Source organism: Paraferrimonas sedimenticola (genome assembly GCF_002282855.1).
GTDB classification, from domain to species: Bacteria; Pseudomonadota; Gammaproteobacteria; order Enterobacterales; family Shewanellaceae; genus Paraferrimonas; species Paraferrimonas sedimenticola.
This window is the reverse complement of record NZ_NRIR01000002.1, coordinates 462,102-477,425: the sequence shown is the minus strand read 5'-3', so window position 1 is coordinate 477,425 and position 15,324 is coordinate 462,102. Positions and strand designations below refer to the sequence as shown.

Genomic DNA, 15,324 nt, shown 5'->3' with positions numbered 1-15,324 from the left:
CTCAGCAGAGTGAGCCCCAAAATCAATAGGCGTTGCAATTGAACTCCTAACTAGCGTTGATTGTCCTGCATCTCAGCGGGACCCTTGGCTGCATTTGGTTCCATCACAGCATGGTTCAAGCGCTGTTGCAACATGTGGTCTTGCAAGTAGGCGTTCAAACGCTGGCGCTGAGCTTCGGCACGCTGCTCTTCAAGACTGGCATTAGCGCGCTCGCGCTCTTGCATACTCGGTGCTTGCAGGCTCACCGGTGATGCGCTGCCAATCAGCGGATTGGTTTGTAACACTGGCAGTGGTGAAAGCTCATCAGCGCCATTTTGACCTTGGCCTTGAATACCAATCACAGCCACAATCGCGACGCTGGCAGCAATCGCATACTGACCAAACTGACGTAAGAATGGAACCACAACACCGGATTTCTTCGGTGCTTGCTCAGGTTCAGCCTGAGCTGGCTTAGGTGCCACAATCGATGGCTCGTCTTCTAGCGCTGCTGCAACCTTGGCACTGATGTCAAAGTCTAGATTCTGCGGCAGCTCATCACGCATGGCGTCACCAATCAGGTGGTAGCTCTGCCACTTTTGGGCATCAGTAGTCTCGCTGTCGAGGGTCGCCAACGTTTGGTGGCTATTCTCGTCATCGACTGCTGCCGATATCCATTCATTGCGTTCGATTGTCATTACACACCTGTTTTCACTTAACCCTGCAGCAAAGGCTGCAATCGTTTATCTACGGCTTCCCGAGCTCGAAAGATGCGCGATCGCACCGTTCCTACTGGGCATTCCATAACATTAGCGATGTCTTCGTAACTCATCCCTTCGATCTCTCGCAGGGTAATCGCCATTTTCAATTCGTCTGGTAGCTGTTCGATGGTGTCAAACACTACCTGTTTAATTTCACTTGAGAGTAGCACTCGTTCAGGCGAGGCGACCTCACGCAGGGCATCCCCGGCTTCGTAGAACTCAGCGTCTTCCACGGCCACATCGTTGGCGGGTGGTCGACGTCCCTGAGAGACCAAATAGTTTTTCGCAGTGTTAACCGCAATTCGGTACAACCAGGTATAAAACGCACTGTCTCCACGAAAATTGGGCAAGGCTCGATAGGCTTTGATAAAGGCTTCTTGTGACACGTCGGCCACATCACCTTGATTTTTCACGTATCGAGAAATCAAGTTTGCTACTTTATGCTGGTACTTTTGTACCAACAAATTGAAAGCGTTCTTGTCTCCTTGTTGAACCCGTTCAACTAATTGTTGATCACTATCCTGGCTACTCATCCGAGCCGTTTCACTCCTAACGGTCTGTCTGTTTTTGCTTCGCGGCCGAATCAATTGCAAAGGTATAGACTGGCCCTAATTCGAAAAGTTCGTAAAATTTTGTAAAAAAGTTGGCGATTGTCTAAAAAGTGTCTAAACGCACCTATGCATCAACCGGTTAAACGTATCCATTATGGCGGTTTTTGGCTAACATGGCGACATTCAAAGAGATTCTATTAATAGCATGACCCAAGCTCCTTCTAAGCAATGCGATATTTTGATCGTCGGCAGCGGTGCCGCCGGTATGACCTTGGCCCTGTCTGTCGCTGAGAATGCCAAAGTCATTCTGATCAGCAAAAGCGTGCTCAACGAAGGGTCGACTTATTACGCCCAAGGCGGGATTGCAGCGGTTTTCGATGAGAACGACAGCATCGAAGCCCACGTCAACGACACCCTCAAAGCCGGCGCAGGTTTGTGTGACAAGCAGACGGTAGAGTTTACCGCCACCAGCGCTAAAGATTCGTTAGAGTGGCTAATTCGCCGCGGCGTGTCCTTTGACAAGATGGACAACCAATCGAATAAGTATCACCTGACTCGCGAAGGCGGACACAGTCACCGCCGTATATTGCACGCCGCCGATGCTACCGGCAAAGAGGTGCAACTGACCTTGGCGCAAAAGGTACGCAATCACCCTAACATTGAAGTGGCGGAACGCTGCAATGCTATTGATTTGATCACTAGCCGCAAATTGGGCCGCGCGGGCAACCGAGTGCTGGGTGCCTACATTTGGAATCGCGACACAGAGCAAGTTGAAACCGTCGCCGCCAAGTTTGTCACTTTGGCCACCGGTGGTGCTTCTAACGTTTATCAGTACACCTCAAACCCCGATATTGCCAGTGGCGATGGTATTGCCATGGCTTGGCGCGCCGGCTGCGAAGTGGCCAATCTTGAGTTCAACCAATTTCACCCCACTTGTTTGTACCACGAGCAAGCACGCAACTTTTTGTTGACCGAGGCCTTGCGCGGCGAAGGAGCCGTGCTCAAACGCCCGGACGGCAGTCGCTTTATGCCGGACTTTGACGAGCGCGAAGAGCTAGCACCTCGCGATGTAGTCGCCCGTGCTATCGATTTCGAAATGAAGCGCTTGGGGGCCGATTGCGTTTATCTGGACATTAGCCACAAGTCACCAGATTTCATCAAGAAACACTTCCCAACCATTTATGAGCGTTGCTTGGGCCTTGGATTAGATATCACTCGCGACGCCATCCCTGTGGTTCCCGCAGCTCACTACACCTGTGGCGGGGTAGTGACCAACCTTCAAGGTGAAACTCGAGTCAAAGGTTTGTACGCCATTGGCGAAGTGGCCTACACGGGTTTACACGGCGCCAATCGCATGGCCAGTAACTCTTTGTTGGAGTGTTTGGTATTTGCCCGCGCCACTGCCCAAAGTATTTTGCCTCAGCTCGAGCAAGTGGCGATTGCCAGCGATTTGCCGGCTTGGGACGAAAGCCAGGTCAGCGATTCCGATGAAGAAGTGGTGATTGCCCACAACTGGCACGAACTCAGGTTATTCATGTGGGACTATGTGGGTATTGTGCGCTCAGACAAACGACTGCAGCGTGCCTTACGCCGAGTGGAAATGTTGCAGCAAGAAATTCACGAGTACTACGCCAATTTTCGAGTGAGCAATAATCTGCTCGAATTGCGTAACTTGGTGCAAGTGGCTGAGCTGATTATTCGCTGTGCCATGCAGCGAAAAGAAAGCCGTGGTTTGCATTACAACATAGATTACCCAGACTTAGCAGACGACGCGCAACCAAGCCGGCTTAAGCCAGATTAGCCCAACAAGCGACTGAGGCGCCGAAAATGGCGCTGGGGCAATTGGCAAGGCAGTACTATTAACCACTGCCTTCCGCCTTCGCTGGCAAGCTCGAACCAGAGTAGATAGGGCTGGCGAATCAAAACACAGCTCACTCTTAGTGTCTCGCCGCCGTGCCACTGTCCAGATTTTTGTTCATTCAAACCAAAGCGCCATCTCTGCCCGTTAGCTCGACACCAGTGCCGCCAAGCCAAGGCAAACACCAGCCCAAGCGCAAGAATCTGAAAAACGTGCCCTAAGGTGTTTGGCTCCATCACCAACAACCAAAGACAAACAAAAAGGTATGGAATTAACCCCAGTGCGGCCGCGCTAGGGTGTGGAGCTAGGACAAAGTTATGGCTTAACTCGGCCACGTACTTTGATAACCATTGCTGCCAATTCGGGATCCTGACACTCCTCGTGGCCCATGAACCATGCAAACAACTCGGGATCATCGCACTCAAGCAAGCGCTCAAAACCGGCTTTGTCGGCACTGGATAGACTGTCGAATTGCTGTTCCACAAATGGGGTAAACAACACATCCAGCTCTAGCATGCCTCGGCGACAGGCCCATAACAGGCGGGCTTTTTGCGAGTCTGCGGATGCGGTGGCGTTCGACATAGTGAGATCCTTGAGTATCAATTTTTCAGCAGGCCGATTATGTCAGTGGGAGGCGCAAGACGCCAGACTTTATCGCAGTTTAGTCGACCCTAGGTACTCGAGGGTCATCACCGCTAAAAAGATCGCCAAAGTCAGTCGAAAGTAGTCTTTTTACCGCGGGATGCTGAATCATACGCTCGGCAAACATCACGTGATAAACATCTTTGACTTCGTCAGTGCTGCCCACCAAGTGCATCCCCCTTTTAATGTACTCCTCGCGATTCAGCGTGGGTACCACAAAGATGCCCTGATGCATGAAACCAAAGCTTTTCATCATGGCCACATCGTCGAACTCAGCCATGATTTGCACTTCTAGCCCGCGCTCGTCAAACCAACGCAACAGTTGCTGTCCTAAGGAGGTTTGACGTCCGGGGATCAGCAGGGGTTTGCTTTCTAAGCACTCGGGGAAATCCCCTTCAATGGGCTCTCCGCAGAAAAAAGACACGCCGGTTTCACCTAATTGTTTGGACAAAATATCCGGATGCTTGAGTGACTCGCCAGCACAGTCCGACAAAATCATGTCTAACTTGTGTTGTTTTAGCCGTTCGATCAAATCTTGGTGAGTGGACTCATAGCAACACAGATGAATTGAGCCATCGGACGGTACCACCTCGAGCAATATTCGACTGGCCAAGGCTTTTGACAAGGCGTCAGCGATACCCACTTCAAAAAGAATATTGCCGTCTTTTTGATAGTTGAGTATGTCCATCATTTCGTAGCTGAGAATGAACATTTTATCGGCGTAGCGATACACCAACTCACCCAATTCCGTGGCCTTTAACCGACGCCCGTCACGCTCAAACAGTCGGTCGCCAAGCCTGTGTTCTAACTGACGAATTTGGCCAGTAATGGTTTGAGGAGTAACGTACAAAGCCTCGGCAGCTTTCGCTACCGAGCCTTTGGATTTGACCATCCAGAAGTAGTACAGATGGTTGTAATTTAGATGCGACATGCTGTCCCTTGCTTACGGCAAACGTTCACAGTCTAATTTACTACGTAGTGCTCGAGTCAAGTCGTTGTCGTTCGCAATGCGGCCTTGCTCAATGCCTTCACCCAATCGGGTAACCAGATCTTCATTGGAAGGTATGCGGTCTTGGCAATAGCGCTTGTTGGCTTGTACCACAGCGTTGTTTGCACGAGTGTTCAATGCTCGATTACTAAACCCCTGTTGTTCGCTGGCTCGCAATCCGAACTTATCCGAGTAGGCCAAAGCGCCGGCCACTTTACCACTTAGGTAGGATTGGCAAAGTGCTGAATCTACATCCTCTTGGCAATGTTGCATCGAGGCCATTGCAGGCAAGCATACTGCGGCAAATGATCCTATTAAGAATTGGCTTTTCATGACGTTACCTCCGCTTGTTGAACTGGTTGTTTGGTGACTGCGGCCAACCAGAAGTAGCCGACGATTGCTGCAATGGCAGATCCAATCAGGATGCCCATACGGGCGGTGTCACCGTATTGCATACCACCGTGCTCGAAAGCCAAGGATGCGATAAACATGGCCATGGTGAAGCCGATACCACACATCAGACCCACTGGCGCAATGTGGTTCCAGGTAATGCCTTGTGGCAGTTGAGCCCAGCCCATGCGCACTGCAATCCAGCTGGTTAGCATGATGCCCAAAGGCTTACCAATCACCAGGCCAAGGATAATACCTACAGGTACTGGCGACATTAGTGCGTCCAGACTCAAGTTACCCAAGTTCACACCAGCGTTGGCAAACGCGAACACAGGCAGAATTAAGAAGGTGCTCCAAGGGTGCAGCTTGTGCTCTAGGGTCTCTGCTGGTGACGCTTTGCCAACACGTAACGGAATCAAGAAGGCCAGTGCCACACCTGCTAGAGTCGCGTGTACACCCGACTTAAGGACTGCAGTCCACAACACCAGACCCAATAGCAAGTAAGGGGTTAGCGATGCCACTCGACGACGGTTCAAATAGAACAAGCCAGACAGAGCAACAGCTGCGATCATCAAGCTGACCATCGACAGTTCCGAGGTGTAGAACAGAGCAATAATTACAATCACACCCAAGTCATCAATGATGGCTAGCGCCAGCAAAAAGACTTTCAGTGCTACCGGTACACGGTTACCCAGCAAGGCCAAAACACCTAGCGCAAACGCAATATCTGTAGCAGCTGGAATCGCCCAGCCCACTTGAGTGTCGGTACCATAGTTAAACATTAGATAGACAGCAGCCGGCGCTAGCATACCGCCAATCGCTGCGAAAGTTGGTAGTGCTGCTTTGGCAGGGCTAGATAGTGCCCCTTCTAGCAATTCACGCTTTACCTCAAGCCCAATCAATAGGAAAAACAGGGCCATCAAGCCGTCGTTAATCCAAAGAAGCGCTGGTTTGTCGATATCCAGGTGACCAATGCGCACTTGGATTTCGGTTTCGATAAAGCCATTGTATAAACCCGCTAGCGGTGAGTTGGCTAAAACCAAAGCCAAGGCAACCGCGATCATCAGCAATATCCCGCCCGCTGACTCTTGGTTCATAAAGTTTCTGATAAGTTGGCTCATTTAAGCGCTCCGCAATTTAGAAGACGCTGAATATTAGACATCTAGAAAGCATAAGTAAAACCGAATTTTCTTACTTTATAACTCGGAAAAACTATAGGTATTAACCAATTGGGAACAAAAGATCCTAAATTAGGTTTAGCTGTTGGGTTCAGCTTTAGGTAACACCTGGGTCAGTATTTGCGCGAGGCGTCGGCTTTCTTGAACCGCCAATAACTGGCGCTTAGTGGTTTCGCTGAAGGGTAGGAATTCGAGCCAACGCTGGCAGACCCAGGTGAGATCCGCCAGTTGAGCAGAAGTGATTTGATCCTCATAAAGCGGATGTTGGGATAACACTGGGGCCAGACCTTCTGCCAGCCAGTGGTATTCAGCCAAAGGTTCGCCGGCAGGTAAGTTGGCTATCGAAACATACTGAGCGGTGTGCAGTTTGTCGTCCGCTTGGCGAAAATCGTACAAGCTCACCCGCTCTATTGCCTCAATACTGATCCCCAACAAACCGTCTTGAAGTCGGTCAAAGTCGGTAATCGCGACCCGCACACCAAGCCTAAATGGATGCGACTCGCCCGTCAGCATACTCGGGCTGAGTACGAAACTGTTGTCGTTCTGATGCGCCTCTGCTACCAGTCGCTGATAGCGAGGTTCAAATATTCTGAGCTGTGATACCCCGCCCGGCATCAACAACATGGGCAAAGGAAAAAGACCAATCGACATCCAACTACCTTGAAGACAAATCGCTCTTTAACACTAGCCCATAGAAAGCTAAAGCGCCCATCACAGGGCGCCTGGGCTTTACCGAGAATGGCTTTACCGAGAAAGGTTATACCGAGAATGGGTATTGAATAGGGTCGTGATGTTGATAACCTTCCACTGAAAAGTCGTCCATAGTGACCCATGTTTCGAGGTCTTGCAGTGACTTAATCTCTGGATTGATGTGCAACTTGGGCGAAGGGAAAGGATCCCGCTTCAGTTGAACATCGCGCATCAGCTGTAGCTGATCTTCGTAGATGTGAGCATTCACTATCTTGTGATACGCCTTGCCCGGCTTCAGCCCACAAATTTGCGCAACTAAGGCTAGTAAGGTGAACACCTGAATCTGATTGAAGTTCAAACCAAGCGGTACGTCGCACGAACGCTGATATGAGGTTAAATACAGAGTGTCACCCAGCAAAGAGAAGGTATGCGTGTGCATACAAGGACGCAAACAGCCTAAGTGAAACTCACCTGGGTTGTAGAAACTCAAAATCTCGCCGCGATCGTCGATGCCGTTTTTAAGATTGTTAACTAGCTTGGCGAGCTGATCCACCACGGTACCGTCGCTGCCCTGCCAGGCACGACCTTGAACCCCATAGACTCGACCCATATGGTCTTCGCCCTGTCGAGCTGGATTTTCCAGCCAAGCTTGATTCAAATTGGCGTTGGCATCCCAGGTTTTGGTACCCAGTGCTCGAAAATCAGCGGCATTGTCGTAGCCGCGAATGTAACCCAGCAACTCGGCAATCGCCGCTTTGTAAAAACTCTTGCGGGTGGTGATCAAAGGAAATTGATTGGCCGCTACATCGTACTCAAGATCGGCGTTGATCAAGGTTAGGCAGGATTTACCGGTGCGCTTGTTCTCTACCCACTGCCCTTCGTCAATGATGCGTTGGCACAGGTCTAAGTATTGTTTCATTAGGCTTCCTTATTGCTCGGTTTGCGCATCATCAAATAGGCGCCGAAAGCGATCATGGGCACAGATAACATTTGTCCCATGGTGAATAGTCCGGCGTACAAACCCAGATGAGCATCGGGCTCGCGCACAAATTCAACCACGATTCTAAAAGCACCGTAGCCCACTAGGAACAAACCTGACATAGCGCCGCGAGCGCGCGGTTTGCGTCCATACCAGGCCATAATGGCAAACAAGGCCACCCCTTCAAGGGCAAACTGGTACAACTGCGACGGATGGCGGGCCAGCTCACCGGCACCTGGAAATACCATGCCCCACGGCACATCTGTAGTGCGTCCCCACAGCTCGCCATTGATAAAGTTGCCCAAACGACCGGCACCTAGACCAATAGGTACAGTCGGCGCGACCACATCGGCTACTTCAAAGAAGGTGCGCTTTTGCGTGTAAGCGATATAGAAGAAGGCACTGATCACGCCAAGCAAACCGCCGTGGAACGACATGCCGCCATCGGTAATCGCAAACAGGTACATGGGATTATCGATAAAGGCGCCGAAGTTGTAGAACAGCACATAGCCCACTCGACCACCGACGATTACGCCCATGAAGCAGTAAAACAGTAGATCGGAAACCTGCTCTTTGGTCCATTTGGAGTCGGGTTTAGCGGCCATGCGGTTGAGAATATACATGGCAGCGACAAAACCGATTAGGTACATCACTCCATACCAGCGCACAGCTGGCTCAAAGGTTTGCCCAAAAAGCTCAAACGGCCCGATGGAAAAAATAATCGGGTCAATTTCTGGAAAGCGTAACATTCCTTATCCTAGTAATAACCGCAAGCCAATGAAGGTCATGAATGCGGCGAAAAATCGTTTTAGTAATTTAACGGGTAATACGGCGGCGGCCTTCACCCCTAAGCGAGCGGTGAACACAGCAGTGGATATCACTCCAATTAGCGCCGGTAAATAGACGTACCCAAGCGCACCCGAGGGCAAATCGTCGGCACCCCAGCCAGCAATCACGTAACTCATGCAACCAAACAAGGCCACTGCGATACCCGATGCTGCGGCGCAGCCAATGGACTTGCGCATCTCTAACCCGAAGAAAGTCAGAAACGGTACTAATATGACACCCCCGCCGATGCCCATCAAGGCAGAAAAAGCGCCAATGCCGGTAGCAGAGATAAACAATAAGGTGGGTGCAGGTAAAGGGCGAACTCGCGCAGTGTTGAGCGGCATCACCATCTTGACCGCCATTAACAGCAAAAAGACGGCGAAGGTCGTGGTTAGGGTCTTGGCTGACAGGCTTTCTGCAATAAACCCGCCGGAAATCGAACCCAATACTATGCCAGGCAGCAGAGCCTTGGCCACTGGCCATGAAATATTGTCGCGTTTTTGATGCCCTAAAGCCGCCGAAAACGAGGTCAGGATGATTGCACCTAAGGAGGTACCAATGGCAATGTGAGTCGCCAGTTCGGTAGAAATATTGAGTTGAGGAAGCAAGTAGATAAAAGCAGGAACCAGCACGATGCCGCCGCCAATGCCCAGCATACCGGCCAAAAATCCCTGTACGACGCCAACCAGCATGCACAGTGCAATGATTAGCAAAAGGTTGTCCAAGAAATACCACCTGCTTTAAAGCCAACCCAATTGGCTTATGCGCGCTTTTAAGTGAGGGCGCTAGTTTAGGTGAACCCCGAATGAAAGGCCAGTGTTAGCGCACTAAGTCGTTGAGCTGAAGGCGATTCAACTCCTGCAAACATAAGTCTCTGACTTGCGTACCACTTTGACAGCTTAGCGCCGATTGCACTAAGCGCTGCATATCGGCGCATTCCACCCGTCGAATCAGGTGATTTACTTTGCCCAAATTTCCCGGGTTCATGCTCAATTGATAATAGCCCATGCCGAGCAACAACATCACTGCGAGTGGATCACCGGCCAGCTCGCCACAGATGGAGAATGGCAGCTCTAAGGTCTGGCACTGCTCAGCGATGTGGTTTAGAGCGGTTAACACCGCCGGGTGGAAGCGGTCGAAGAGCTCGCTCACCGCCGGATTGTTTCTATCGACGGCCAGTAAGTATTGAGTCAGGTCATTGGAGCCGACGGAGATAAAATCAACACAGTCGGCCAAGGCAGCTAGTTGAAACATCATCGCCGGAATTTCAAGCATCACTCCAAGTTTAGGCGCTTGCAGTTGTTCGCCATACTCTTCTTTTAACTCGGTCACCGCTTGCTCTAAATAGTGTCGAGTGCGCTCCACCTCGCTGAGTTGGGACACCATGGGCAACAGAATCGATAGTGGCCCCTGCCCCACGCCGGCGCGGAGCATGGCCTTGAGCTGCACCAGCAACATTTCCGGATGATCTAAGGTGAGTCGAATCCCGCGCCAGCCCAAAAATGGATTGGCTTCGGCCATAGGAAAGTAGGTCAGCGGCTTGTCGCCACCTGCGTCTAAGGTACGCATCACTACCGGCTTACCTTTGGCCGAGCGCATCACTTTTTGATACAGCTTGAATTGTTCTGACTCGGTTAAAAAGTGGCTATGCAGCATAAAAGGAATTTCGCTGCGATACAGGCCAATCCCTTGCACTGCCGGGCGTTCGACAGAAGCCAGCGCGCCAGTCAGTCCAGCGTTGACGTGCAACCCAATAGGTTTGCCACAACCGCTGAAGCAAGCCTCATCCAACTCGGCGTTTAGCTGTTGATTTTGCGCGCTGATCTGCTCGATCAGGCGTTGGTACTCTTTGCAAAGTATCGCAGTCGGGTTTAGCACCACCTGGCCGCGGTATCCATTGACGATTAGGGTTTGCTCAGCCTCAATGTCCTCAAACGAGGTTTCCAATCCCATCACCGCGGGTATATTCATCGCACGAGCCAAGATTGCTACGTGTGAGTTAACCCCTCCGCTTTGAATGACAATTCCGGCAATGCCGTGCTGAGGCAGTTCCGCCAGTAAAGTAGCGGATGCTTCTTTGGCAACCAAGATTCTGGGTTGGCTCGGGTCCAGCGCTAGCCGTTGTTTACGCTGTAGCTGTTGGATTAATCGCTCACCCACATCGACCACATCCCTGCCGCGCTCACGCAAATAGGCGTCTTGCATTTGTTTGAACTGTGCCGCCACTCGTAAACACACTCGACGCACAGCCGATTCAGCCTGCCACCCCTGCATGACTTCGTCTAATAGTGGCTGTCCTAACGAGGCCGGCTCCAACAAGCTCTGATAGGCGGAGAAAATTTGCGCCACTTCGGTATCGATCTCTGCATCGAAGCGCTGACTCCAGGTAAAGAATTGATTGCGGCAGAATTCGATCGCCGCCGACAAGCGCTCCCGCTCGGCCTCAAGGTTCTCCGCTTTATGCTGCGGTGCCTGCATATCGACCGCTTGGTGGATCAGCAAGGCCGGTGCTACCGCTAAACCGGCGGAAGCTGCCTCACCTGTTAGCAATATATCGGTTTGTGGTCCCTTGTCTGCTTTGCGTTGGCGCAGACCTGATACGGCTAATGCCAGCTGAGCGGCGAGTGTCACTAAAAAGGCTTCTTCGTCTTCGTCGAACAAGCGCTTTTGCTGCTGTTGCACCGCCAACACCCCAAGTACTTCACTCTGGTGAATAATTGGCGCGGCCAGAAACGCGCTGTACTTATCTTCGTTTACGCTCGGTATCAGCTTAAATGCAGGATGACGATGAGCGTCGGCCAGATTGATCGGCTCGGCACGCTCGGCGACTAGGCCAATGACACCTTCGCCAAACTTTAAACTGGCTTTGCCAATTGCTGAGGGAGAGAGGCCATCACTGGCGCAAAGAAGTAGGTGTTGCTGTCTGACCAAATAAACGGAACAGCATTGAGTCGCCATGGCACGCTTGGTTTGAGTCACCAAGGCCGCCATGGCTGAATCGAGATCCGCCGAGTTGACGACGGTTTGAGTAATATCGCGTAATCTGTCTAGCATCAGCCTCGGTATCGCTGACGACGCTTTCCTTCTCGTTTTTTGTGAAAGGGTAACGCCGTGCTTGCAAACTCTTTCATGACTTTCCGATAGACATCGCGTTTAAACGATACTACTTGTCGAACCGGATACCAGTAACTCACCCAACGCCAATCATCAAATTCGGGGTGGCCGGTTGCATCGAACGAAATGGCACTTTCATCTGAAACCAGTCGCAGCAAAAACCATTTTTGCTTCTGGCCGATACACACAGGATTGGTGTCCTGTCTTATCATCCGTCGCGGCAAACGATATCTGAGCCACGATCGAGTGGACGCGAGAATCTTTACGTCGTGGGGGCGCAAGCCCACCTCTTCGTATAGTTCGCGGTACATGGTTTGTTCAGCGGTTTCACCGCTATCCACGCCACCCTGAGGGAACTGCCATGAGTGCTGACCGTGACGTCGAGCCCACATAACCTGCCCATGCTGATTACAAATGACTATGCCAACATTCGCTCGAAATCCATCACTGTCGATCACATGGACTCCAAACGGTAAATTTTTAGCTGTTCCGATTGTTTCACAATCCGCAGTTCGCAGCAATGCCTTAGAAATCAGGTAAATCTGGATAACTTCGCGATTTTGGCAATGTTATTCACAATTAGCGGGCGTTGCGGCGATCTCTATCCACAAAATCTGTGGATAGATCTGTTTGCAACTCAAAATAAGTCTCGATCTGTATGAATACCGAACGGATTGCGAGTTATCTCTCAGCCCATTAAAAACGTTTTAAATCAGCACAATAAGAAGAAAGCACTGTTAATAAAATCAGTATCCAAAGGGATCCCTGCGCACTTTTTAATCAAAGCGCGTATTTAGTGGATCTTATTTAAAGTTATGCACAAGCATTCACCAGATCTTGATGGATCAAGCAGCAGTCAGTGGGATCCATTCGAGGATCACCGGCTGATCCCTTCCGAAATGAACAAAACTGGTGAGTTATCCAAGTTTTCTGTGGATAACTTTGTTAGCAAGCCGAGAATAGCTTGTCGATGTATTACCAAAGCGGATCTGGTCAAGGGATCCAATTGTGCTTACACTAGCGCCATGACATCGAATTCCCAGCCTCCTCAGTCTATTGACGAACTCATGCAGCGCGCCTATTCCATGGCCGGTCAAAGTTTGTCCGAATTAGCCCAAAGCTGGGCGATTCAGGTACCCAACAATCTCAAACGAGACAAAGGCTGGGTAGGACAATTGATCGAACTACAACTCGGCGCTACCGCCGGCAGTAAAGCCGAACCGGATTTTGCGCACCTTGGGGTCGAACTCAAAACCCTGCCCCTTAGTCACAGCAACACGCCCCTAGAAACCACCTATGTCACCGTGGTTCCTTTAGTCGGACACAGATCCATGCGCTTTGAAGACTCTGTGGTGTATCACAAGCTCAAGCGAGTGCTTTGGGTACCGGTGCAAGGAGAGCGTGATATTCCTGTCGGTGATCGGATTATCGGCACCCCTATCCTGTGGGAGCCAACTCCAGAACAGTGGCGCATCCTGCGAAACGATTGGGAAGAGCTAATGGAAATGGTGGCACTGGGGCAAGTGGAGAGTATTTCCGCCCGCTTTGGCGATGCCCTGCACATTCGCCCAAAAGCCGCCAATAGCCGCGCACTGACCGAGGGTGTCGGCCAGGGCGGCACGATAATTCAAACCTTGCCCAGAGGTTTCTACTTACAAAAAAGCTTCACTCAAGGGATTCTCCATAGCGTATTTGGGTGACATTCGCCTCAGAGTTATACAAATTCTTGATCCACGTCATGCTTTTAGTTCAAAAACAACCGACAATTTTGGCTCGATTTTTATAGAATATGGCAGTTTTTTTCAGCCTTATTGAAACTACCTAGGAATCGACAACCGAGTGCGGAGTCTTCAGCAATTTAAACGACTGGCCATTTTAGTGGTTGCCTGGACCATGGCGATGAGCCTGTATGTGTCGTTTCGCTATTCCCAAAGCCTGACTCTGCCGCAATGGGCGGTTGGTGAGTCCGATCTCTACACCTTGACGGTATTCATGGGTGTGATTTTCGGCTGTCTGCACTGGCTGTCCAACCTGATTTCCGAAGTGACTTTCATTCGGCGTATGCCCTACACCTTTATCGTGTTGTTTAAGGGCGTGTTCCTGCTGATCGGTGCCACCACTATTGCCTACGTCAGTCAACTGCTGACCATGTGGGCCTTGTCGAATCATGTGGTTTCTTTGCGCCAAATGCTCACCATGCAGATTGTCTACAGCCCCTCATTTCAAGGTTTGATTTTGTATCTGGTGTTTGTGCGCCTAGGCATCGCCTTTGTCGAGCAAATGACCTTACTGATGGGCCGGCGCATGCTGCTCAATATTGGCTTGGGTAAGTACCACAGACCAAGGTACGAAAACCGAGTGTTTTTGTTTGTCGACATGGTGGCATCGACGGCTCACGCCGAATCTTTGGGCGACTATCGCTTTTCTCGGCTGATTCAAGACAGCTTTGAGGTGCTCTCGGACGTAGCGGCCCGCCATGACGCAGAGATTTATCGCTTTATGGGCGACGCAGCACTTATCTCCTGGACCATAGAAGATGGTGCTCAAGAGCAGCGTTGTTTGCGCTTGTACTTTGACTTCATGCAGCAATTGAATTGGCAACGTGCCGGTTTTGAGAAGTACTACGGCTTTTTACCTAGATTTAAAGCTGCAGCGCATTGCGGCCAGGTAGTGGTGGCCGTGGTAGGTGTTAACAAGCAAGAGATCAGCTATTTCAGCGATGTGCTAAACACCCTGGCGCGCTTACAAGACCAGTGTACGCCGCTGGGTCAAAACATGCTGATTTCTGGTGAATTAAAGTCTCAACTGTATGAGACTAACGACCTTCACTATGAGGAGATGGGGCCTATTATGCTTAAAGGAAAGCAAAACCCCATAGAAGTCTATGGGGTTGAGACGCGCTACGCGAGCAGTGCAAGCAAGGCTTAGACTTTCGAGTTAAGGTAGTCCACCAAGTGGCCCAAGTCTTTTTCCGTCAAGCTGACGATGTCCGCTAGCCACTGAGGGTGGGCTGATTGCCAAATAGGCTCTTCGCCGTGTTGCAGCGCTTGCGCTAGTTGCTGAATGCGCTTTAGGCCAATCGAACCCGCCGCACCTTTGAACTTATGCGCTTCTTCGCACAGGGCCTTTTTGTCTTTGTTTTGATACGCAGTCTTTAGCGACTGCAAATACTCTGGCAAGAGTTGTTGAAACAGCTCAACGCTTTTCAACAAGGTACCCGCACCGATAGCGCTGACGTACTGCTCTAGAGTGCTCAAATCCAGAATATCTTCAATCTTTGCTGTGGCCATTCCGGCTCTTCTCCCAATTGCTAAGCAGATTAAATGTGACTTAGTCGAATTTACATACTGCAGTTATAGGGTTTGCAGC

At 50.7% G+C, this 15,324-nt stretch carries 17 protein-coding genes; 3 read left to right on the top strand and 14 right to left on the bottom strand.

Annotated elements, in window-relative coordinates; translation table 11 throughout:
* Positions 1 to 50: 50 nt before the first annotated feature.
* Positions 51 to 674, bottom strand: a complete 624-nt coding sequence (locus tag CLC93_RS05535; protein WP_095504940.1) for a sigma-E factor negative regulatory protein — start codon at positions 672 to 674, stop codon at positions 51 to 53.
* 17 nt (positions 675 to 691) lie between these two features.
* Entirely contained in the window at positions 692 to 1,270 is a 579-nt protein-coding gene (gene rpoE, locus CLC93_RS05530; protein WP_095504939.1) for an RNA polymerase sigma factor RpoE, read from the bottom strand.
* A gap of 223 nt (positions 1,271 to 1,493) precedes the next feature.
* Between rpoE and nadB the strand changes: the two genes are divergently transcribed.
* The gene (nadB, locus tag CLC93_RS05525) at positions 1,494 to 3,089 is read left to right on the top strand and encodes an L-aspartate oxidase (RefSeq protein WP_095504938.1); all 1,596 of its coding nucleotides are present in this window, start codon (positions 1,494 to 1,496) and stop codon (positions 3,087 to 3,089) included.
* Here the strand turns inward: nadB and CLC93_RS17945 are convergent.
* The 11 genes from CLC93_RS17945 to rppH all read right to left on the bottom strand — a co-directional run bounded on the left by CLC93_RS17945 (position 3,086) and on the right by rppH (position 12,413).
* Positions 3,086 to 3,562: a protein YgfX gene (locus tag CLC93_RS17945; RefSeq protein WP_425439837.1), complete on the bottom strand. Its 477-nt coding sequence runs from the start codon at positions 3,560 to 3,562 to the stop codon at positions 3,086 to 3,088. The genes nadB and CLC93_RS17945 overlap by 4 nt on opposite strands.
* On the bottom strand, positions 3,462 to 3,728 hold the full coding sequence (locus CLC93_RS05515; protein ID WP_095504936.1) for an FAD assembly factor SdhE: 267 nt from the start codon (positions 3,726 to 3,728) through the stop codon (positions 3,462 to 3,464). Before CLC93_RS05515 ends, CLC93_RS17945 begins: the two co-directional genes overlap by 101 nt.
* Positions 3,729 to 3,807: 79 nt before the next feature.
* On the bottom strand, positions 3,808 to 4,719 hold the full coding sequence (nhaR, locus tag CLC93_RS05510; RefSeq protein ID WP_095504935.1) for a transcriptional activator NhaR: 912 nt from the start codon (positions 4,717 to 4,719) through the stop codon (positions 3,808 to 3,810).
* Positions 4,720 to 4,731: 12 nt separating this feature from the next.
* Complete coding sequence (locus tag CLC93_RS05505; RefSeq protein ID WP_095504934.1) at positions 4,732 to 5,109, bottom strand: hypothetical protein; 378 nt, start codon at positions 5,107 to 5,109, stop codon at positions 4,732 to 4,734.
* A complete protein-coding gene (nhaA, locus tag CLC93_RS05500) occupies positions 5,106 to 6,287 on the bottom strand; it encodes a Na+/H+ antiporter NhaA (RefSeq protein ID WP_095504933.1) in 1,182 nt (393 codons plus the stop codon). The genes CLC93_RS05505 and nhaA overlap by 4 nt, the downstream gene beginning before the upstream one ends.
* Positions 6,288 to 6,422: 135 nt before the next feature.
* Positions 6,423 to 6,995, bottom strand: a complete 573-nt coding sequence (locus CLC93_RS05495; RefSeq protein ID WP_095504932.1) for an LON peptidase substrate-binding domain-containing protein — start codon at positions 6,993 to 6,995, stop codon at positions 6,423 to 6,425.
* Between the two features lie 106 nt (positions 6,996 to 7,101).
* Positions 7,102 to 7,953 (bottom strand): thymidylate synthase, encoded by an 852-nt coding sequence (locus tag CLC93_RS05490; RefSeq protein ID WP_095504931.1) that lies wholly within the window; start codon positions 7,951 to 7,953, stop codon positions 7,102 to 7,104.
* On the bottom strand, positions 7,953 to 8,762 hold the full coding sequence (gene lgt / locus CLC93_RS05485; RefSeq protein WP_095504930.1) for a prolipoprotein diacylglyceryl transferase: 810 nt from the start codon (positions 8,760 to 8,762) through the stop codon (positions 7,953 to 7,955). Before lgt ends, CLC93_RS05490 begins: the two co-directional genes overlap by 1 nt.
* Positions 8,763 to 8,765: 3 nt before the next feature.
* Positions 8,766 to 9,566 (bottom strand): sulfite exporter TauE/SafE family protein, encoded by an 801-nt coding sequence (locus tag CLC93_RS05480; RefSeq protein ID WP_095504929.1) that lies wholly within the window; start codon positions 9,564 to 9,566, stop codon positions 8,766 to 8,768.
* 94 nt (positions 9,567 to 9,660) lie between these two features.
* Positions 9,661 to 11,895 carry a phosphoenolpyruvate--protein phosphotransferase gene (gene ptsP / locus CLC93_RS05475; RefSeq protein ID WP_095504928.1) on the bottom strand — a complete coding sequence of 745 codons (2,235 nt, stop codon included), beginning with the start codon at positions 11,893 to 11,895 and terminating at the stop codon, positions 9,661 to 9,663.
* The gene (rppH, locus tag CLC93_RS05470) at positions 11,895 to 12,413 is read right to left on the bottom strand and encodes an RNA pyrophosphohydrolase (RefSeq protein WP_095504927.1); all 519 of its coding nucleotides are present in this window, start codon (positions 12,411 to 12,413) and stop codon (positions 11,895 to 11,897) included. The genes ptsP and rppH overlap by 1 nt, the downstream gene beginning before the upstream one ends.
* Before the next feature lie 567 nt (positions 12,414 to 12,980).
* Between rppH and mutH the strand changes: the two genes are divergently transcribed.
* Complete coding sequence (gene mutH / locus CLC93_RS05465; RefSeq protein ID WP_095505035.1) at positions 12,981 to 13,655, top strand: DNA mismatch repair endonuclease MutH; 675 nt, start codon at positions 12,981 to 12,983, stop codon at positions 13,653 to 13,655.
* A gap of 139 nt (positions 13,656 to 13,794) precedes the next feature.
* The gene (locus tag CLC93_RS05460) at positions 13,795 to 14,883 is read left to right on the top strand and encodes an adenylate/guanylate cyclase domain-containing protein (RefSeq protein WP_169902834.1); all 1,089 of its coding nucleotides are present in this window, start codon (positions 13,795 to 13,797) and stop codon (positions 14,881 to 14,883) included.
* On the opposite strand, the gene CLC93_RS05455 is transcribed toward CLC93_RS05460, so the two are convergent.
* Positions 14,880 to 15,245 carry an Hpt domain-containing protein gene (locus CLC93_RS05455; protein ID WP_095504926.1) on the bottom strand — a complete coding sequence of 122 codons (366 nt, stop codon included), beginning with the start codon at positions 15,243 to 15,245 and terminating at the stop codon, positions 14,880 to 14,882. The genes CLC93_RS05460 and CLC93_RS05455 overlap by 4 nt on opposite strands.
* Between the last annotated feature and the right edge of the window lie 79 nt (positions 15,246 to 15,324).